The organism is Cruoricaptor ignavus, assembly GCF_014961145.1.
Lineage (GTDB): Bacteria > Bacteroidota > Bacteroidia > Flavobacteriales > Weeksellaceae > Cruoricaptor > Cruoricaptor ignavus.
The window spans coordinates 1747264-1768239 of record NZ_CP063145.1 but is presented as its reverse complement, the minus strand read 5'-3'; the positions used below and the strand labels follow the sequence as shown (position 1 = coordinate 1768239).

The following is a 20976-nucleotide window of genomic DNA, read 5'->3' as shown; positions in this document are numbered from 1 at the left end:
TTACTCAGGTTTATTTTTGCAAGAATTTCAGATTAATAATTCCACATTTCGTTCTCCATTTCCAGAATTTTATTCTTTATCCGGTCGTGTTCTTCCAGTTGTTCATCTGCATTACGAGGTATATAATTCGCAATGACGCCGTCGCCTGGCCCGTTGGAGGATTTGTAGATAATGGACGAAAACCGGCGGGCGTTCAGGATATCGTCATAAGTAATATCAGAAGAAATATTATCACCATTGAAAACTACATTATTGGCCAAGATTTCCCTTGCATCAGGGTACCAAACCCAGAACAAATCAATGAGTTCGTCTCTGTCCGCAATTGGCTGGCCATCCGGCCCAAATTGCCCCATCGTAGCAGGGTCTTGCCCCATAGCTGCAATGCCGAGCAGCCTGTATTTCATCTGAGAATCTCTGCGGTCAATGTACCACATCCCTTTAATTTTGATGAGCTTTACATTTTCTGTCTTAGTCTCATATCGATCGGTACCTGCCTGCCTGTCTTCATCAGAAATTTTTTCTCCCGAATTTATTTTGTCTACGAGCCAGTCTGAAATACGCTCACTATGTGTGCGTGCAGAGATCTGGTCTGGTGTAAGCTTCGTAGTGAACATTTCATCATCGTAGACTTCTGTAATCTCACCATTGTTTATTCCATCAAGCAAGAGCTGATAAAGAGACTTACTACCTCCTACAATTCCGTCAGAATTATGGTACAGCGGCTGATTTATACGGTCATTCATATCGATAATTTCCCAAACAACCATACTTTTCAGGACATCTTTATCTTCTATAAAGCCATAACTGAGCGGCTGATTCTTTACCGATACCGCAGAGTCACCCTTCATCGCCATATTCTGTTCTCTCATTTCACGGAATTCAGCCGGGGATTTTGCATTGAGAATATTTTGTGCAAACGAATACAGAGAAGACAGAAGTGATAATGTTAAAAATACTTTCTTCATAATTGTTGCCAGATGTTACTGGACATTAATTACTACTGGCGGAATTTCTTTTAATTGCTGGTTTCCAAGCCCAGTAGCGGTTGCATTAATTTTAAAAACATAAGCGATATCGCCGGAACGAAGATTTCTCACCAGTCCCTCAACACTTCTGAGAGAGTTGCCGCTTACCTGCATCGCAGGCTTTCCAGGAACCTTAAACATAAAACTGTTTACAGAAAAACTAACTGGGAAATCAAAATCAGGCATATTCACGGAAACAGTCTGATTTGGGATTGAGCTTGCAGGCATACTTACCACGCTCTGTCCGCGGATCTCGCCGACTGGTGGCGGCACATTTTTCACGCGGAACGGGAATGATTGTGAGATTGTTTTGCCTTTGGGATCCTTGCCGGAGATAGTTAATGTAACCTGATTTCCGCCGGTTGGCGTTACCGTCCACTTGCCTCTTCCTCCGCTCACAGATGCGCCAGATGCCGAAAGAGAAGTCTGAGAATTATCTGCGCCGAGGATGGATCCTGAAACTGGATTCGGAAGTCCGCGATAAAGCACATTCATCTTATCCGCAGATACCAATGCACCGCTTTGCAGCGCCACTTCTTTTGCGCCAGCAATTACATTATAGGTATGGTTGTACGGCAAGCTTAATGTTTTACCTTTAGCATCCGTAAAGTTGATTGTACCACTGAAGGACTGCTGCCCTACGGATGAGGTGTTCAGCTGCCTTTTACCGACGCCATTGGTCACTGTAAGCCCTGGCATAGATAGTCCAGGCACATTGCTGGAATAATTACCAATCGCTACTTCAGCAACTGCATTCTCACCTTGGATAACTGTGGTAGGCGCGGATACAATTGCCCGAAACGCATCGAATTGGATATTTGCATCAACCTTCTCCTGTAGCATCACCATCAATGCATCCGTCTGGATGCCTCTTGCAGCTGATTCTATTACTTCCAAGTTGGAAAGTGCGGCGATCAACGGCTGATTATAAAATTTGTACTGAAGCCAGTTTTTGTTATTAATAGGTTGCTGAAATTCAGTCTGCATCGCGCTACTTTTTGCTCGCTCAACTACCCCCTGCATCTGGCCGTTATTACTGAAATTACTTATCACATAATTTCTGAAATCATCAATCTTAGCCTTCATAGAAGCTGCCTGCTTGCTGGGCTTACCTTCATCTCCCCTTTCAAAGAAGAATTGAGTGGAAGGATCTGTATTGTTCAGCGCGGTAAAGCTCTCGCTAATATCAAGGCTAGGATTATACTGCGCATCCTTACTCAGCTGAGCTTTTATCCCTTCTATTTCCGCAATTAACGCGTCAGCTTTAGCTTTCAGACCATCATACTGCTGAACAGCAGCGGTATATTCCTGATTATCCCGTGCCTTTGCCCGAAGTGTCTGCTCAAAAATGGTATTGTTTTTCTGAGTGAGAGCCCTGGTATCGGTAAGGGACTGGTTAGTATCCCTGTAAGACCTTATAATTTCCTGATCAATCTGCATTGCAAGCATTGCGATGAAAACCAGATACATCAGGTTTATCATCTTCTGCCTTGGTGTCTGTTTTCCCTGTGCCATTTAAATAAATTTAAAAATAAAGTTTAAAACGCCCGGGATTAAAACTTCATAGCATTCAGCATTCCGCCATACACTCGGTTGAGATTGCTTAGATTTTGTGTAAGTCCGCCAAGTTCCTCGTTGAATTTCTGAGATTGCTGGGCTGACTGTTCTAGATCGGCAACATATTTCCTGCTATATTCCGTCTGCGCTCTTCCGTGTTCCAGCTGTGTGGCATATAGCGCATTCATATTCTCAAGCTGCTGAGCGGCGAGGTTTAGCTGATCGTTATATTTTGATGTAGCTGCGGAAACATCTGTAGCCTTATTCATCTGCTCAACGGTTGTTGAAAACCTGTCCATACCTTCTCTTAAGCGGTCAAACAAGCCTGAATCAATTTTTGCTTCTGCGAGCATTTTATCAAGTTTATCAGAAAGCGAGCTCTCAATTTCTTTAGTTTCAGCGAACTGCTGGGTGATTGCTGGTCGCGCTTTTGGCTGGGCATTCGGATCCATAAGTTCCGGATATACATTTTCCCAAGCATAATTGATCTCGGATTTTGGAGGGTCGAAAGCAAAAACAATGAAGATTAAGGCTTCAGTAATCAAACCGATTGCAAGCATTACATTGCCGCTAAGAGGCCCAAGGCTCCAGTGTGTCAATTTGAAAAGTGCACCGATGATTACAATAGCCGCACCGATGGAGTAGATGAAGTTAAAGATTGCTTCTTTTCTCATAATAATTATTTTGTGTTTTATTTTTAATTTGTTTTTCTTTTAAACTTGGCGGATCCCTCAGCGATATCCTGTACGGTGCGGAATCCGATGTAGCTTCGTGCAGAATCCTTATGTTCCCAGTCTCTGTAGCCAGTCATTAGTAGGTAGCCCACATCTTTCCAGGAACCGCCTCTTACTGTTTTCTTCGTCTCTCTGTAAGCTTGGTTTGAGAGCTGCGGGTTCATGGTAGAAGAGAACATATAAGTGGAGTTGCTGTACGGGGACTCCGTCCACTCGGCTACATTTCCTGCCATGTCATATAGGCCGTAGCCATTGCGCTTAAACTTTTTTACCGGAGCAGTATAGAGATAGTTGCCCTTCTTTTCATCCTCGATATAATTACCACGCTTCGGCTTAAAGTTAGCGAGATAATAGCCTCTGCTGTCTGTCATATACGGGCCACCCCAAGGATAGGTCGCATTTTCGAGACCGCCCTTCGCTGCGTATTCCCATTCAGCTTCTGTAGGGAGGCGGAAGGTCATAGATTTCTGTTTTGAGCGCTTCAGGCTTTTATTGTAATCGGTTTTAAGTTTGGTTCTGAAGTTACAATACGCCCTCGCCTGATCCCAGGTGACACCGACAACGGGGTAATCCTTGTAGGCGTTGTGCCAGAAGTACTGGTCAAAAAGCGGCTCATTATAGGAATAATTGAAATCCTTCACCCACACGGTGGTATCAGGATAAACTGCGATACTTTCATGCTTCAAATAGGTAGAACTTCTCCTGCCATCCTTCACGGCAGTGGTCACATCCTCCCAGTTATAAGCATATTTCAGCTTGCGGGTATCTATAAGTCTTTCATTGTTAATCCTTTCGCTTTGCGGCAGATACAGAGATTCCATAATTTCAGCATATTGAACATCCGGATATTCGGAAGTTCTCCAATGCAATGGTACCGACCAATCCAGCCGTTTTGATTCATCATAGCCATCACGCCCGCCCTGAGACTCAAGAAATTCCTGATACGCATTTTTGGAGCCGTCCTTTTTTGCCAGGTAGGCATAGTCAGAAATGCTGCCGCCATTCCCGGAAGATCCGCCGTCTCCCGCAGCTTCAGCGAGCAGAGCTCTTGCAATAGAATCTTTTACATATTGTACAAAAACTCTATACTCTGCGTTCGTAGTTTCCGTTTCATCCATGAAAAAAGATGAAACAGTTACAGTTTTCAGGGGCGCCTTTTCAGGTTGGTTCGTCATATCCTGGTCCGCAAGCCCCATTACGAACGAGCCTCCAGGAATGGCTACCATTCCATATGGCCTTTCCGCCACGAAGCTTTTTGATTTTTCTTTCGGAATAAGCTCCCCTTTCGTTCCAGGTTTACCGGCAGACCTCCCTTTGCCCCCGCAGGAAGAAAGAGCCACTGCTGCCAGCGCATAAATTATTGCCTTTTTGAGTTTCATTTGATTGCTTTTTGCTTAAGCAAAGCGTCCATTTATTTCGAACGCAAATCTGCATTAATTATTCTAATTGAGCAAATATTTTATTCCACCGTTACAGATTTTGCCAAATTCCTCGGCTGGTCCACATTTGCACCACGGAAAACCGCGATATAGTAGGAGAGCAGCTGCAGCGGAACGGAAGCGATAATAGGCGAAAATGCCTCGTGAACATCCGGTATTTCTATCACATAATCTGTAATGCCGGCCACTTGCTCGTCCCCGGGATTCACTATTGCAATCACTTTGCCTTTTCTTGCCTTTATCTCCTGAACATTGCTCACGAGCTTATCGTAGTGGCCTCGCTTTGGCGCGATGATGACAACCGGCATATTTTCATCAATCAGCGCAATTGGCCCGTGCTTCATCTCTGCTGCCGCGTAGCCTTCCGCGTGGATGTAGGATATCTCCTTAAGCTTTAGCGCGCCCTCGAGCGCCGTAGGGAAGTTGTAGCCCCTCCCGAGGTACAGGAAGTTTTGCGCATCCACGAAATTTTTGGAAATTTCTTTTACCAGCTCATTCGTACCGTTCAGCACTTCCTCAATCTTGGATGGCAGGGCGTTGAGATCAGAAATGAGTGATATGAATTCTGCCTGGCTTATTTTACCTTTTTCTTTACCAAGTTTTAATGCTATCAGGGAAAGAATCGTAAGTTGGGCGGTAAATGCTTTTGTGGACGCCACACCAATTTCCGGTCCTGCGTGCGTGTAGGAGCCGGCATCGGTGATTCTTGCAATTGAAGAATCTACCACATTGCAGATGCCGTAGATGAAGGCGCCCTTCTCCTTCGCAAGTTTCAGGGCTGCCATAGTATCTGCTGTTTCGCCGGACTGGGATATGGCTATCACTACATCGTTCTCATGAATGATCGGGTTTCTGTAGCGGAATTCTGAGGCATACTCTACTTCCACCGGTATTCTGGCAAATTCTTCAATGAGGTACTCGCCAATGAGTCCCGCGTGCCAGGAGGTGCCGCAGGCGATGATAATAATGCGGTCGGCATTTCTAAATTTATCGATATGGTCCCACACGCCGGCCATCCGGATGTCTCCTTCACTCATTAGAAGGCGGCCGCGCATTGTATCCAGCACGGATTTCGGCTGTTCGAAGATCTCTTTCAGCATAAAATGTTCGTAGCCACCCTTTTCTATTTGTTCAAGGTTTAGTTTTAGCTCCTGCACCAGCGGATTAATAATTTCATTAGCCTCAATGCTTCTTATCTCCACACCGTTTTCCGTAGAAATTGTAGCCATATGCCCTTCCTCAAGGTAGATGGCCTCTTTTGTAAATTCTACGAACGGGGATGCATCGGAGGCTATGAAGTATTCCCTATCCCCCAGCCCGATTGCCAGCGGGGAGCCCAGCCTCGCTACTACCAGCAGCCCGGGGTAGTCATCGTGCATTACGGTGATTGCGTAGGCGCCGTAAACTTCGTTTAGAGCCATGCGTACCGCTTCTGGGAAGCCTACATCCCCATTTACATCCATAAAATACTGGATGAGATTTACCAGCACTTCCGTATCGGTATCAGATTTAAAGCTGAAACCTTTGCCGGAGAGGAGAGTTTTTATCGCGTCATAATTTTCTATGATGCCGTTGTGCACCAGGGCTATCTTCCCATTGTTAGACAGATGCGGGTGAGAGTTTCTGTCACTTGGCGCTCCGTGAGTAGCCCAGCGCGTATGCCCCATCCCGTTATTGGCTGTATTTTCCAGGCTGGATGAGATGGCAACCAGATCATCTACCTTGCCCTTGGTTTTTGCAACTTTAAACTCTTGATTCTCAGCATCCAGAACAATCCCGGCGCTGTCATATCCCCTGTATTCTAGTCGACGCAGGCCGTTTATTACGATATTATAAGCATCCCTGTGTCCGGTGTAACCTACTATTCCACACATATTATATCATTTTATCGTTTAGTGTAAATTATTTGTAATCGTGCGCGCTTGTCATTCCCGGCGTCGCTTCCCACAAGCACAATCCTGTTCGGCGTGTAGGCAGTGGAGGTGTGCTCCGCTCCGAGTTTTATATTAGAGGCATTTACCTCGTAATATCCGACATTCAGAATCAGGTCTGTATTTTCCGCATCCTTCTCAATAATGTCCTTTAAAGTCTGAGTGATGGAGATGTCATAATATGCCGGATTTTCTTTCAGGGATGAGGTAGTTATTAAAGAAAAAACAGGGTTTGCCGCAAAGGCAGTCATATCGGAGATAAAGGAAGTTTTGCCCTTTGGAGAAATCACGAAGCTTACAGGCTTGGCAAAAGTATTATTCCAGGTGGAAACATCGGAATACAGTCTGAGTTTTGCTGAAAGCACTGCCAGATCCTGGGACGCGCCGAGCTGCTTTATCTGGGCAACGACGGATTGAGGAATCCTTATACCGAAACCTGGGCCTCCCATACCCTGGGCGTAAAGTTTTTTATCCCCCATATTTTCATCGGATGCCCAATTGGCAAGTGCACTTCCTTTCCTATCGTACCATATCTGGTTAAACCTTGCATTCGCTCCTCCAAAAATGAAGGAGAAAGTACCTTGCTGCGCAGTGCTGCTGCCATTCGCATCAGCGTCGTGGTGGTAGTACATTATAAGCTCCATTCCGCCGGGAGCCATTGTAAAAATGTATCCATCGTCCTCAGCGACTGAAATCCTGAGGCCTCCGAAATATCTCACAAAATTCGAGGCATCCGCCATCTCAGGGCTTTTTGCCTTGCTGATAATTCTATCCTGGAAAAAGTTTTTGTCCAATGATATTCTAATTCCCGCATCCCGGCTGAGTAGCTCTGAATTATCATCTTTTTTTACAATTTTTACTGCAGATACACTCCCGTCAAGGTTTTTTGTGCCAAGCATTACGCCTGTGTTTACCTGTCTGTTACTGTAAATTGTGTCACTCGCCGAGCCAAGGAAATCCTTTACCTCGTGTACCTGGAGCGTCATATTCTTTTTGGCTTTCCCATACTTAGTGATAGGATACCTGCTGACCGTTTTCTTCGCCGCGGTGCCGTTCCACTGGAAGTTTTCGTCGGTGGATGTGGTAAGGCTGTCGGATGCAAAATAAGGTTTCAGCACAAGCACTACGGAATCTACCACCGGGTTTTTTCCAAAATCCGGGGCATAAGCGGAGGGCCGGATCTGCGTAATGAAAGATGACTTCTGCAATCCGAATTGAGACTCGTGAAACGCGCCAATAGTGGCCGCGGTAAGTTTGTTCCCGTCGGTGCGGATAATGTCACCGTTGTTCACATTGTAAGCCACTACATCATAGGACACCACATTGCCCGGGATTACATTGTCTTTTACAAGCTGAGACCCAAGAGAATCCAGCTCGGGCTCGCAGCTAAACAGCAGAAAGCTCCCAATTATGGCAATGGAAGTCTTTAAAATTAATTTAAAATTCGTCATAATCAGAGTTGCTTAATAAACTGATGATACAGCATCGGCATCCAGGTGGCCGCCCTTCTGAGCGGAAGAAGCCTCATACGCATCCTGAATTTCCCCTTCCAGGAACTCATCGCCCTGCAGCAGCACATCTGCAAAACCGGCCGCAGCCTTCAGCGTACCCCGCACGGAAGCAAGGGAGAGCTCCGCAGGGATCTTATCAAATTTCAACACATCCGAGGCACTACCGGCAAAGTCGAAATCAGGCTCGTTGTAAAGTGAAAGGACGAGCTTTGTATTGTTGAAATAAAAATCTTTCTTGTAAAAAGTTTTAAGATAAACCAAAACCACTGCCGACATCCAGCCGTTCAGGTGGATTACATCCGGCACCCAGTTCAGCTTTTTCACAGTCTCTATCACTCCCCGGGCGAAGAATACCGCACGCTCGAAGTTGTCTTCAAAAGGCTCCCCCTCTGCATCGAGATAGTATGCCTTTCTCTTGAAATACTCCTCATTATCAATAAAATAAACCTGCAGCCGCTCTCCGGGCAGCGATGCCACTTTTATGATCAGGGGCTGATCGAGGTCGTTGATAATGATGTTCATCCCGGAAAGGCGGATCACCTCGTGCAGCTGAAACCGACGCTCGCTCACCTGACCGAATCTTGGCATCAGTACGCGCACATCGTTCCCCTCCCGGTGCATCTTCAGCGCCATCCTGTTCACGCTTTCCGCTATGGCACTATCCTCCTGGTAGGGGGACATTTCTGTAGTGACAAATAAAATTTTCTGTCCTGGCATAATCAATCAGGCTGTCTTTCTGAAAGCTCTGGCGGCAAAATTACGAAAAAATGAAGTAATGGAAATTTATTCCCCACTTGGGCATCTGCTTATTATCTTTGTCAAAAAAATATTTTCATATGAAAGTCTTAGAAAGCCGCTCCGCCCTCGGGGAATATATTTCAGAGATAAAAACTGACGGCAAGACTATCGGCTTTGCACCTACGATGGGCGCACTACACGCCGGGCACCTTTCGCTTTACGCCGCTGCAAGGCCTGAAAACGATGTGGTAATTTCCTCCATCTTCGTAAATCCTACCCAGTTCAACGATCCCAAAGACCTGGAAAAATACCCCAGAACGGTGGAGCAGGACATCGAAAAACTTAAGGAGAGTGGCCTTGTGGACGCAGTGTATCTGCCTTCCGTGGAAGACATTTATCCGAACGGCGCAATAAGCGAGAAATTTGATTTCGGCGGGCTGGAAAACGAGATGGAGGGCGCCTCCAGACCGGGACACTTCGATGGAGTGGGCACCGTGGTGAAGGAGCTTTTCCAACAGGTGCAGCCTGATAATGCTTATTTTGGCGAGAAAGATTTTCAACAGCTCGCGATCATAAGTAAAATGGTTTCCGATGAAAAAATTCCCGTAAAAATCCGCAGCGTAGAAATAAAACGAGAAGAAAACGGGCTGGCGATGAGCTCCCGGAATATGCGCCTAAGCCCAGAAATGAAGGAAAAAGCTGCGCTGATCCACGAAACACTAGTGAAAGTAAAGGACTGGTTCCGCATCATTTCCATCCCGGAGATCAAGAAAAGAGTTCAGGAAATTTTTGAGAAGGAAGAAGCTTTCGATCTCGAATATTTCATCATTGCCGACGAAGAAACCCTGAAGGAAACAGATTTTTTCTACGCGGGGAAAAGCTACCGCGCCTTCATCGCAGTATGGGCGGAAGGCGTGCGGCTGATAGACAATATGCACCTGGAATAAGAACAGAAGCCCTCCCAATAAGGGAAGGCCTCCGAACACCAAATCACAAAATATTAATATGAAAAAAATCTACTTTGCAGCAAATTCGTGACTCGGCTGGGATTCGAACCCAGGACCCATACATTAAAAGTGTATTGCTCTACCAGCTGAGCTACCGAGTCTAAATTTACAATTGACAGATGATATGCGATAATTGATTGTCATCAAGGATCAATAATCATCCATCAATTATGGATTGTGCCTGCGACTGGACTCGAACCAGCACATCCTTACGAATACCACCCCCTCAAGATGGCGTGTCTACCAATTTCACCACACAGGCTGCACTGCCGCGTCGCACGGCTACCCGTGACTCGGCTGGGATTCGAACCCAGGACCCATACATTAAAAGTGTATTGCTCTACCAGCTGAGCTACCGAGTCTCCCTTTTTCTAAAAAAGCGGTGCAAAGATACGCTTTTTTTACAGCTCTCAAAATTTTTTTCGAAATTTGTGCAAAATCCAAAGATGATTATTTCTCTCGCAGGATATATGGGAAGCGGCAAATCTTTGATTGCTAACGATTTAGCCAAAAGACTAAATTTTAAGGTTGTAGATTTAGACCAACAAATTATAGCCGAAAACCAACTTGAGATTTCGGAAATTTTTGAAAAGCAAGGTGAATTTTTTTTCCGAAAAGCTGAGCGGAAAATTTTGGAAAAAATCCTGAACGCCCCCGAAAACAGCGTACTGAGCCTTGGGGGCGGTACCCCGGCGTATTTTGACAACATACACCTACTCAACCAAAAATCCTTCAGCGTGTTCCTGCAGGCCAGCGTGAAAACTTTATCCGAAAGACTTCAATCTGAGAAATCCGAAAGGCCGCTAATCGCAAAAATCTCGGATGAAGATTTACCGGAATTCATCGCGAAACACCTCTTCGAAAGAAATCCTTATTACACTCAGTGTCAGGCAGTTATCTCGGTTGATGGAAAAACTGCGCAGGAAGTTTCCGATGAAATCATTCGTCTTCTTCCTGCATTCTGAAAAACGCATCCCAATCATCTTCCGAGGAAGTTTTTGATGTATCTTCGTCATTGTCAATGAATTCCGCAATTTCCCGGCGGTCCTTCTTCGTGGGCCTGCCCTCACCTTTCGAGCGGTAGTAGCTCTGCTCCAGCCTGCGCCGCTCCAGAATTTCGTACTGTGCCTTCTCCGTTCTGTCGCGCACATACAGCGGCACAAGCTTCGCCCCCACCCTGCTTTGCGGCAGCTGTATTACCTCTATGGCATACTCAATCTGATTTTTTTTGATTTTGATGACATCCCCGGGCTTTATTTCCCTGGAAGATTTCACGGCAGAATCGCCCACCGATACACGGTTTTTCTTAATTTCCTCCGCGGCGATGCTTCTGGTTTTGTAAAACCTTACCGACCACAGAAACTTATCCACTCTCATAAAATTTGTTACTTTTGTCAATCAAATTTAAAAGATTCTGATGAAAAAAGTGCTCATTTTCGCAATGGTGGCTGGCATCAGCCTCGGTGCTTGCAAGAAAGATGATGATAATGACGGCCAGCCCGCCTATGTAGAACCCGAAAATATTTCCACGCAAAACGCGAATGATGATGCTGCCATCGCCAAGTATCTGGATGAGCATTACCTGAACAGCCAGGGGAAAATAATGTCATTTACCGCCACAGAAACTCCTGAAAACCACCCGAGGCTCTCTTCAATGAATCCTTTAAAGCTGAGCTCGGGGGTAGTCGTAATACTGCGAGAAGGCGCGCAACCGGAGAATGGCCGAAGCATAGGCGATACCGATATCATAAGGATTATGCACCATACCGGCACCTTCCTTTCCAACCTGGAAGATGGCAAGGCGAACTACATCTCCGAGCTTGTTTTCGGAAATACGATTGATGGCTCCGGCGCACCGCAGAACGACCCGTCTTTCTATTTTGCCAGCGCTAAAACTCTATCAGAATCCGGCAAGGCAAGAGATTTTTATGAAATAGAAGGTTTCCGCGAAGGATTAAAACACTTCAAAAGCTGCGAAATCCCGGACAGCCAGAATTATAACCTCCAGGGCGTGATTATCGTGCCTTCGCGCGCGGCATTTGCTCGGGACGCGCACTATCCCTACGGCAGCACCAGCTGGCGCAACCGCAACTTTGTTTTTAATTTTCAGGTTTATAAAACTTCGGAAAGAAAGTAATATTTCCGCTTTTATCAAAACTAATCCGTGCCGTTTAAAATCCTGCGGCACGGATTTTTGTTAAATTTTCTGCATAAACAGAAACGCGGAACATTTCGTCCCGCGTTTTTCTCGTTTTAAATTAAGGCAATTATTTGATGCCGTGCATCCAGCGGCTGATGAATGGGCCAAGGACGAACAATAAAATACCGCAGCCAATCGCAATGAAACCAAGTGTGGAAAATACGCTGAGGCCTTTGTTCAGGGATTCGCTGGCAATTACGCTGCCGATTTTTGAAACCGGTGATTGCTCCAGCAGTTTCTCGTAATCTTCAATCGACTGAACTTCGGTATTCTGCGCTTTGTCGGCAGTTGTAAGGAAGGAAGCCTGCGACGATTGCAGCATCTTATCACGCTTCGTACCGCGGTAGTTCTGCGCATTTTCTTCCAAATCCTTAATTTTTACCGTGGTTTTCGCATACTGCTTTTCAGGATTTACAGAATTAATTTTGCTGATGAATTCATCCGAAACCAAAAGGCTTTCCACGGAAGTTTCATCCAGGTTGTTCACGAATTCTTCACTAAGCAGCAGGTTTTTAATATCCTGATCAATTTCCTGAGAATTCCGGAAGGCATCGCTCTGCACGATGGTTTTCTCGTTCACGGTGGTTAGTTTTGCAATGTGCTTTCCGCCCTGGTGAGCGATGGATGATGATAGGAACCAAATTCCCATCATAAATGCCACCATATGCTTTGGCGAAAGCTTGGTAACCAGCGACAAGCCAACCGGCGAAAGCGTAAGCTCACCCAGTGTGTGAAGCAGGTAAAGCAGCACCATAAAAAGCGCAGGCACCATACCCAGTTTTGCGAAATTTCCGCCGAACATTAGCATCAAAAATCCTGCACCAAGAAGCAACAGCCCGATACCAAATTTGTATGGTGCCGCAGGTTCTTTGTTCGCATTAGCAAGCTTTATCCAAAGCAGCGAGAACATCGGCGCAAAAAGCATAATGAAGAGCGGATTGATGGATTGGAAGAAAGTTGTAGGAACTTCCAGCCCGAAAAGTTGGCGGTTCACATTCCTTGCGGTGAAAAGGTTCAGCGCAGAGCCTGCAAGCTCGAAGAATGTCCAGAAAATCGTGGTGAAAAGCAACAGGATTACCACCACCCAAATTCTCTGTTTTGCCACGGTTTCCATCTTGCTCGCCTGAAACAGCAGATAGCCGATAATTCCCACAGCAAGCACGCTGAGCAGCACATCCACAATATCATTATTGCGAATCAGCAACCAGGAAACTGCCACCATGGCAACAATAGTAATGTACGGCAGGATGTTGTTTGGCACTGCAGGCACTACATCCTTCGCCGGAAGTTCGTCAGGTTTTAGCCCAACTTCCTTGAAAACACCACGGCGCGAAGCCACGGCAAAAATGACATAACCGAGCAGCATACCGATACCAGCCGTAAGGAAACCGTACTGCCAGCCTTCGTTTTCACCGATGGCACCGCAGGTAAGCGGCGCAAGAAACGCACCCATATTGATACCCATATAAAACAGGGTGAAAGCGCCGTCCCTCCTTTTGTCGCCGTCTTCATAGAAACGGCCAACCATCGATGAAATGTTTGGTTTAAAGAAGCCGTTCCCTACCACAAGCAGCGCCAGGCCGATATAGAATGTGGTCTGATTGTTTAGGAATAAAGTAAACTGACCGGCTGCCATCAGCAAACATCCGACAACGATAGCCCTGCGGAAACCGATGAGCTTATCCGCGAAATAACCGCCGATAATAGGCGTAAGGTAAACCAAGGCACCGTAGGCACCGTAAACACCATAGGCTTTGGCATCATCGAAATCGAAGCCGCCGTCCATCAGATTTGCCGTCATATAAAGTATGAGCAGCGCACGCATACCATAGTAGCTGAAGCGCTCCCACAGCTCCACCATAAAGAGCGTGAAGAGTGCCTTAGGATGAACTTTCCGGTTGGAGAAAATCACGATTCCAACCCACAGTGCCACGCCAATCCAGGCGATAAGCATTAATTTATAATCTGGGTTTAACATGTGTTAAGATTTTTTTAACAAATGCAAATATAGTTTATTTTGAAAAAGTATTGTTTGAGAATAAGGTTAAGTTTGAGATTAAGGCGGAAGTTGGTTGAGAAAAGTTTTTAAGTATAAATTTTACTGTATATTTTTATTCTGTCCAACCTAAACTCAGTCTCAGCCTTAAACTAAACCTTAATACACTAATGTCCTTGCTCCCTCATAATTCTATTCAGCCTTTTCAGCATGGATAGGCCTAGAAGTGTGGCGAAAATCAGCAGCGCAAAATTCACCAAAAAGTAATGGCCCTTGTCTTCGTAGCTGTACCAGGTGCTCGCCAAAATCCCGGAAAGCTTGTTGCCCACGGAATTTGCCAGGAAGAAACCGCCCATCATCAAAGCAGTAAGCCTTGGGGGCGAAAGCTTGGAAACAAACGACAATCCCATTGGTGAAAGGCAAAGCTCTCCCACTGTAATCACGCCGTATGATGCAATCAGCCACCATGGTGAAACTTTCACAGCGCCATTGTCTCCAGCCTTTACGGCGAAATACATTACCAAGCAACTCAGTGCAGAAATGAATAATCCGAGTACGATTTTGGACGGCGTCAAAGGCTCCTTTCCGAACCTTCTCAAAAATGCCCAAACGCCCACCAACACAGGCGTGAGAACAATTACCCAGAAAGGATTTACCGATTGGAAAAGCTCCGTGTTGTAGAGGTAAACCGTTTGCTCCGGATTTTTCGCCAGTTCGACTTTTTGCTCCGGCGAAGCATTTTGGAAATAAACATCTTTTCCGATAGTTTTCAGCGTTTTACCGTCAGCATCCTTTTTTGCCCGAAATTCATTATCGTAAATCGGGACTTCCTTGTCTGCAAAGGTTTTCTCTTCCACCAGGAAAAGATTGGCGAGCGGTTTTTCCACAGCTTTCGGCACGGAACGCTCGGTGTAGTAATTAGCCCATCGTGTCAAGGCCGTTCCGTTCTGCTTGAATACCGCCCAGAAAAACATCGATACCAAAAATATCGAAAGCAGGGCTCCAAGCGCAGGCTTTTCGACAGGGTTGGATTTGAAGTAAAGCGATACATAAAAGTAGATGACTGGGATGCAGGCAAAGATGAACGCATCCGTATTCTGGCTGCCGATAAGTGGCTGCCCGAGCAATAAACTTGGTAAAAACCAGCCGATAACTCCTGCGATAATTGCCGGCACGAAAACCTTCAGCAAAATTTCGGAAAGCTTCGTATCGCCTTCCTGCACGGGCTTCATATGTACGGCGTGCTTGTAGTGCGGCCTACCCATCGTGAATACCACCAAGCCCAGCAGCATACCAACACCTGCCGTGATGAACGCAGGCCCCCAGCCATATTTGTTGCGCATATAGGCCGCAATAATGTTGCAGATGAACGCACCGATGTTGATGCCCATATAAAAAATATTGTAGCCGGAATCTTTGTTCGCCTTGTAGGGTTCTTCGCTGTAAAGGTTACCAAGCACGGTGGAAATCGTGGGTTTAAAAAATCCGTTCCCAATGATGATGCACGCCAGCGAAAGGTAGAACAGCGGCATTTCCTTGAAAAGACCCAAACCAATGTAGCCAGCAGCCATCAGGATGCCGCCAATGTAGATGGACTTCACATAGCCGATGACCTTATCTGCCAAGAAACCTCCGATGAAAGGCGTAAGATAGGTGAGCGCTATGAAGGTGCCGAAGATATCGTCCGCCGCTTTATCGGGCAGGCCAAGTCCACCGTTATATCCCTCAGGCTCAATGAGATACAGCACGAAAATCCCCAGAATCAGGTAATAACCGAAGCGTTCCCACATTTCTGTGAGGAATAAATACGGCAGGCCTTTCGGATGTTTTGGCGAATTTTTCTGCATTTCCTTTGAATAAAAATTTAACACTAAATTAATTTACAAGTCACAAAAATGCAAAAAGTTTTTTTATGGAAGTTAAACTTATAGCTTCACAATTTCATTTGGATTAAAGATTCTCCACCACAAACTGTGTCATTTTTTCATAAAGCTGGCGCCTTGTGTTGCCGCCATAGATGCCGTGATCTTTGTCTGGATAGGCCATAAATTCAAACTGCTTCTTCTGCTGTATCAGCGCTTCGGAAAATTCCAATGCGTTCTGGAAATGCACATTGTCATCAGCCGTTCCGTGAATCATCAGGAATTTTCCTTTTAGCAAATTCGCAAAATTTGTGGGTGAATTTTCATCATATCCTAATGGGTTTTCCTGCGGTGTCAGCAGGAATCTCTCGGTGTAAACCGTGTCATAATAACGCCAGTTTGTAACCGGTGCCACGGCAATTCCCAGCTTGAAAACATCGGCACCTTTCGTAAGTGCAAGGCTCGCCATATAGCCTCCGAAACTCCAGCCGAAAATCCCGATGCGGTCTTTATCGATGTAAGATTGATTGCCAAACCATTTTGCCGCCGCAATCTGATCTTCAATTTCATATTTGCCTAAGTTCCTGAAAGTCACTTTTTTATACCTCGAGCCTTTGTAGCCTGTACCTCTGCCATCCACACATGCTACAATGTAGCCCTGCTGCACAAGATGGTTGAACCACATCGTATTACCACCATCCCACGAATTGGAAACCTGCTGAGAACCGGGTCCAGAATACTGAAACATAAACAGCGGGTACTTCTTGTTTTTGTCGAAATTTTTCGGCTTCAGAATCCAGGCATTCATTTGGTCGCCAGCTTCGTTCGGTATGGTGAAAAACTCCTTTACCACAAAATTATCATTTTGAAGTTTTCGCAATAATTCGTCATTATTTTGAATTTCTTTTAAAATCTTACCGTCCGAATTTTTCAGGGTAAAAGTATGCGGTTTTACAGCGGTGGAAGAAGTTTCGATAAAATATTTAAAATTCTTCGAGAACGCCGCGGAATTATTTCCCTCAGCATTGGAAATCAGCTGAGATTTCCCAGTGAGAATATTGATTTTGGAAACCACTTTATTCGTGCTGCCGTTCTGCGTAGTTTGCACCATAATTTCCTTAGTATCAGGATTATAGCCGTAATAATTCGTAACTTCCCAGTTGCCTTTCGTTACCTGCTTTTTCAAGTTTCCGTCCGCAGAATACCAGTAAAGATGGCGGAATCCATCACGCTCAGAAGCCCAGAGAAACGAGTTGTCTTCCAAAAATTCCATCGTCACATTATCCGTATCAATCCACTTGTCATCGGTTTCGGTGAAGAGTTTTGTCACGCTGCCGTTCCTCGTGTTCACCTTCAGCACATCGCTCGCATTCTGCGTTCTGCCGGAAGTTATCAGCACCATTTCATGGGCCTTCGCCGTTTGGAAAACATTCGGGATGTAGTAGTTTTTGAACTGCGAAAGGTTGATGGGCAGCACTTTTCCGGCATCCAGCCTGTAAAGATGCGCCGAAACCACCGAGTTTTTCTCGCCGGCTTTTGGATATTTGAAACGCATTTCCGATGGATAAAGCTGCTTCTCATAAACAGGAATCAAAACCTCACGAACTTCGGATTCATCGGACTTCACGAAGACTATGGCATCGGAGTTTTTCGTCCATTCGTATTGCTTAGCGTGCCCAAATTCTTCTTCATAAACCCAGTCTGCCAGGCCGTTCAGTATTTTATTTTTTTCGCCATCAGTGGTAATCTGCACGATTTTCCCGGAATCCAAATCCTGATAGAAAAGATTGTTCGCCGCGATGAAGGCCACCTTTTTTCCATCCGGCGAAAATGCGGGCTCCTGCACGAAATCCCCATTGTTAATAGCCAGCGTTCTTCCGGTTTTCAAATCGCGCACCTCATATTTTCCCAGGAAAGAATGGCGGTAAATCTGCTGCCTTTGCTTCAGAAAAAGGATTTTCGATTCATCACCCGAAAACTCGTAAGATTGAAAACTGCCTTCCACAATGTTGCCCTCCTTTTGCGAAGTTTTGTAGGAATATTTTGCGATTCCGCCGGCTTCCATTACGGTATAATTCTCGCCGTTTTTCATCGAAGAAATTCCCGCAATGCCCTTCCCACGGTAATATCCCGAGTAAATTTTATCCAGGGTAATTTCCTGGCCAAACACCGAAACCGCCATAAAAACCGCCGCGGAAAAAAAGAATTTCTTCATAAAAAAATTAACTTTACAAAATCTTCAAAGATAAGATTTTCTCAGCCAGACTAAAAAGCAGGCAGGGAAAAAAAAAATTCCGCAACCTACAAATTGCGGAATTTTCAATATCTTTTAAAAAATTTTAAAAATTATATAATTTGGTATAATACTCATCTGCCATACGGTCACTGCTGAAGCACTCCTTTACCTCATCCATCGCCGCGAACTGAATTTTCCTCCATTTTGCCGGCTTATCGTAATAGGTCGGCAGTACTTCATTTTCAATTATTTCGTAGATTTTTTCAAGATCGTACTGATCCTGTTTTTCTATGGACATATTTTCATAATCTGCCTTTGGCACCACGAAGGCATTTTCTCCGTGGCGGGCAAATTCCGGAATCCAGCCGTCGTCGGTAGAGAGGTTTATGGAGCCATTCATTGCGGCCGTCATCCCCGAAGTACCCGATGCTTCGCGCGGCACCCGCGGGTTGTTCAGCCATACATCGGAGCCTTGTTTCAGCTCGCGGCTCAGTTCCAGCTCGTAGCCGGTAAGCACCGCCATATTTTTGTAATTGTGGCTCTCCCTCACCAGATAATTGAAGGTGTCTATCGCTGCATAGTCCAGCGGATACGGCTTTCCTGCCCAGATGATCTGCACGGGGTGCTCCGGATTGTTCAGTAGTTTTTCGAATCTTTCCCTGTCTCTCAAAAGGAGGTCTGCACGCTTGTATCCTGCAAATCTCCTAGCCCAGACGATGGTGAGAACATCCGGATCGAAAAGCTTTCCGCACTGATCCGCCACTATTTGGAATAATTGTTTTTTTAGCCTTTTTTTTCGGAATTCGAAAAGCGCCCCGTCGCTGTCGTCCTTTGCATCGTAGAGCTGCTTATCCGCCCAATATTTATAATCCTGAGCGTTGGTGATGGAGGTGATTTCAGATATCCCTTCGTATTTGCCCCACATTTCATTGGAAACAATCCCGTGCAGCTGGGATACACCGTTGGAGATGCGCGCCATCTTCAGTGCACAAAGGGAATGGTTAAACTGATCCGGAGCGGGGTAGCCTTCAATTTCTTTCGCCTTTTCGGCGGAAAGCCCGCTGAAGTAGCTCATCTCCTCGCAGAGCTGGAGGCTGTGTTTCTCGTTCCCCGCCTCTTCCGGCGTATGCGTGGTGAAGACCAGCTTCTCCTTTACCTTCTCTATATTTCCACCAAATTTATCGAGTAAATAAAATGCTGCTGGCAGCGCGTGCGCCTCATTCAGGTGGTATATATCGCGCTCAAAATTCATCTCGTCCAGTAGCTTAGCCCCGCCTTTGCCCAATAGGATATACTGCGCCACCTTGGTGGCCTGGTTGGCATCGTAAAGGCGATGGGAAATGGTTTTTGACATCTCATCATTTTCCTCCAGGTCGGTGGTGAGGAAGAACATCGGCGCCGTGTTGAAGGTTACCGGATCGAGGTACATCGCCTTTACCCAAACCGGCGCTCCGTGTATTTCTATCTGGAACTTGATGCCTGTATCCACAAGAAAGGAGTAGAATTTCTCCGTCCATACCGGGACCAGCGTCTGGTCGGCGTTACGCGCCTGGTCGTAGTAGCCGTACTTCCAGAGGATGCCGATGCCCACGAAATCCTGCCGGAGGCTGTACGCACTGCGCATATGGGAGCCTGCGAGGAAGCCCAGCCCCCCGGAGTAGATTTTCAGCGACTGATCTATCGCAAATTCCATTGAAAAATATGCCACCTTTTTCTTATATTTTTCGCTGATGGCGAATGGCATTTCAAAATTTCTAAAATCCATCACAAGAAAAAATTTTGCTAAAGTGCAAAGTTAGGCATTAAAATCTTGCAGCCTAATTCCTTATTTTAAATTTCCTTAACAATGATTTTGGTTTTAAAATATTGGCTAACTTTAGCATCGTAATTTTTTCATTATCAAAAAGTTTCTGCAATGAAAACTGCTGCTTTTGATGATAACCTGGTAAAAAATCTCTCCCTGTACTACCACAACCGGCACCTGAAAAAAACCCGGATCCGGAAGTACCACGAGGAAATAGACGGCTCCGCGCTGCACGAGCGGGAGAAGTTTAAAAAGAAATCTGAGATCCTGCTGCTGAATGCCTTCCTGCACCACTTCCCGGATGTGCAGTTTGAGAACCTGACCTGCGAGAGCCCGGATTTTATAGCGAAGGTGAATGATAAAAAGATAGGCATCGAGCTTACTGAAGTTATCAACCACCTGGAAATCAAGAAGAAAGAATCGGTTCTGAACAAAATTTTCCGCAAGGCGGAGCTGGAGCTGGAGAACGAGAATGTCGCGGAATTTCGCGGCATTTATTTTGTGGAACTTGCCGAGCAGAAATCCGCGGGCGTTTATTGCCGCGAGGCGGAGATCATTGCTGATATCACGAAGTCCATCCGGCTGGGCAGGCCCTGCGGCGCGGTGAAAAAACTACGGAAAACGCCGCACCGCCGCAATGTGTTTATCACCTATGAGTATGATTTGAACCTGTTCGACGGGCTTTCTTCGGAGAAAATCATCAGCCTGATTGAGAAGAAAAACAAGAAATATCCCTACTACGACCGCACCGTGGATGAATGCTGGCTGGTGATTGTTTCCGATATGAATTCCCTCGCCTCGCGCTATTCCTTCATTCTTAACAAGGAGAAGCTGAGCAAGGTGCAGAGCCCGTTCCATAAGATTTTTCACCTGGAAAACCTTTGCGGAAACATCACGGCCATTAAGGCTTGAGCCACTCCAGAGAAAATTAGCTTT

At 45.8% G+C, this 20976-nt stretch carries 16 protein-coding genes and 3 tRNA genes; 4 read left to right on the top strand and 15 right to left on the bottom strand.

Going from position 1 to position 20976, the window contains the following annotated elements; translation table 11 throughout:
• Positions 1-32 precede the first annotated feature (32 nt).
• From porN to IMZ16_RS08445, 7 genes are all read right to left on the bottom strand, one after another.
• Positions 33-965, bottom strand: a complete 933-nt coding sequence (porN, locus tag IMZ16_RS08475) for a type IX secretion system ring subunit PorN/GldN (RefSeq protein ID WP_193439680.1) — start codon at positions 963-965, stop codon at positions 33-35.
• 15 nt (positions 966-980) lie between these two features.
• The gene (gene porM / locus IMZ16_RS08470; RefSeq protein WP_193439679.1) at positions 981-2540 is read right to left on the bottom strand and encodes a type IX secretion system motor protein PorM/GldM; all 1560 of its coding nucleotides are present in this window, start codon (positions 2538-2540) and stop codon (positions 981-983) included.
• Between the two features lie 38 nt (positions 2541-2578).
• On the bottom strand, positions 2579-3256 hold the full coding sequence (porL, locus tag IMZ16_RS08465; protein WP_073178833.1) for a type IX secretion system motor protein PorL/GldL: 678 nt from the start codon (positions 3254-3256) through the stop codon (positions 2579-2581).
• 23 nt (positions 3257-3279) lie between these two features.
• Positions 3280-4695 carry a T9SS ring complex lipoprotein PorK/GldK gene (porK, locus tag IMZ16_RS08460; RefSeq protein WP_193439678.1) on the bottom strand — a complete coding sequence of 472 codons (1416 nt, stop codon included), beginning with the start codon at positions 4693-4695 and terminating at the stop codon, positions 3280-3282.
• Between the two features lie 80 nt (positions 4696-4775).
• Positions 4776-6629, bottom strand: coding sequence for a glutamine--fructose-6-phosphate transaminase (isomerizing) (gene glmS, locus IMZ16_RS08455; protein WP_193439677.1), 1854 nt, complete (start codon positions 6627-6629; stop codon positions 4776-4778).
• Between the two features lie 11 nt (positions 6630-6640).
• On the bottom strand, positions 6641-8137 hold the full coding sequence (locus tag IMZ16_RS08450; protein ID WP_193439676.1) for a DUF4270 domain-containing protein: 1497 nt from the start codon (positions 8135-8137) through the stop codon (positions 6641-6643).
• Positions 8138-8149: 12 nt separating this feature from the next.
• Positions 8150-8914, bottom strand: a complete 765-nt coding sequence (locus tag IMZ16_RS08445; protein ID WP_193439675.1) for a glycogen/starch synthase — start codon at positions 8912-8914, stop codon at positions 8150-8152.
• Between the two features lie 119 nt (positions 8915-9033).
• Here IMZ16_RS08445 and panC point away from each other — a divergent pair, with 119 nt between their 5' ends.
• Positions 9034-9882 (top strand): pantoate--beta-alanine ligase, encoded by an 849-nt coding sequence (panC, locus tag IMZ16_RS08440; RefSeq protein WP_193439674.1) that lies wholly within the window; start codon positions 9034-9036, stop codon positions 9880-9882.
• A gap of 88 nt (positions 9883-9970) precedes the next feature.
• On the opposite strand, the gene IMZ16_RS08435 is transcribed toward panC, so the two are convergent.
• The 3 genes from IMZ16_RS08435 to IMZ16_RS08425 form a co-directional block, all read right to left on the bottom strand.
• Positions 9971-10043: transfer RNA gene (locus IMZ16_RS08435), tRNA-Lys, on the bottom strand.
• Positions 10044-10120: 77 nt separating this feature from the next.
• Positions 10121-10204 (bottom strand) — tRNA-Leu (locus tag IMZ16_RS08430).
• A 27-nt stretch (positions 10205-10231) separates the two neighbouring features.
• Positions 10232-10304 (bottom strand) — tRNA-Lys (locus IMZ16_RS08425).
• Between the two features lie 84 nt (positions 10305-10388).
• Here IMZ16_RS08425 and IMZ16_RS08420 point away from each other — a divergent pair.
• Positions 10389-10907 (top strand): shikimate kinase, encoded by a 519-nt coding sequence (locus IMZ16_RS08420; protein ID WP_193439673.1) that lies wholly within the window; start codon positions 10389-10391, stop codon positions 10905-10907.
• On the opposite strand, the gene IMZ16_RS08415 is transcribed toward IMZ16_RS08420, so the two are convergent.
• The gene (locus IMZ16_RS08415) at positions 10882-11319 is read right to left on the bottom strand and encodes an RNA-binding S4 domain-containing protein (protein WP_073178819.1); all 438 of its coding nucleotides are present in this window, start codon (positions 11317-11319) and stop codon (positions 10882-10884) included. The two genes, IMZ16_RS08420 and IMZ16_RS08415, sit on opposite strands and share 26 nt — an antisense overlap.
• Before the next feature lie 40 nt (positions 11320-11359).
• Between IMZ16_RS08415 and IMZ16_RS08410 the strand changes: the two genes are divergently transcribed.
• On the top strand, positions 11360-12079 hold the full coding sequence (locus IMZ16_RS08410; RefSeq protein WP_193439672.1) for a hypothetical protein: 720 nt from the start codon (positions 11360-11362) through the stop codon (positions 12077-12079).
• A 130-nt stretch (positions 12080-12209) separates the two neighbouring features.
• Here IMZ16_RS08410 and IMZ16_RS08405 read toward each other — a convergent pair whose 3' ends face one another.
• The 4 genes from IMZ16_RS08405 to glgP all read right to left on the bottom strand — a co-directional run bounded on the left by IMZ16_RS08405 (position 12210) and on the right by glgP (position 20001).
• Positions 12210-14096 carry a peptide MFS transporter gene (locus IMZ16_RS08405; RefSeq protein ID WP_227411501.1) on the bottom strand — a complete coding sequence of 629 codons (1887 nt, stop codon included), beginning with the start codon at positions 14094-14096 and terminating at the stop codon, positions 12210-12212.
• Between the two features lie 209 nt (positions 14097-14305).
• Entirely contained in the window at positions 14306-15985 is a 1680-nt protein-coding gene (locus tag IMZ16_RS08400; protein ID WP_193439670.1) for a peptide MFS transporter, read from the bottom strand.
• A 103-nt stretch (positions 15986-16088) separates the two neighbouring features.
• Positions 16089-18215 (bottom strand): S9 family peptidase, encoded by a 2127-nt coding sequence (locus IMZ16_RS08395; RefSeq protein WP_193439669.1) that lies wholly within the window; start codon positions 18213-18215, stop codon positions 16089-16091.
• Between the two features lie 124 nt (positions 18216-18339).
• On the bottom strand, positions 18340-20001 hold the full coding sequence (gene glgP, locus IMZ16_RS08390) for an alpha-glucan family phosphorylase (RefSeq protein WP_193439668.1): 1662 nt from the start codon (positions 19999-20001) through the stop codon (positions 18340-18342).
• Between the two features lie 150 nt (positions 20002-20151).
• Here glgP and IMZ16_RS08385 point away from each other — a divergent pair, with 150 nt between their 5' ends.
• Complete coding sequence (locus tag IMZ16_RS08385; RefSeq protein WP_193439667.1) at positions 20152-20952, top strand: hypothetical protein; 801 nt, start codon at positions 20152-20154, stop codon at positions 20950-20952.
• Positions 20953-20976: the final 24 nt, after the last annotated feature.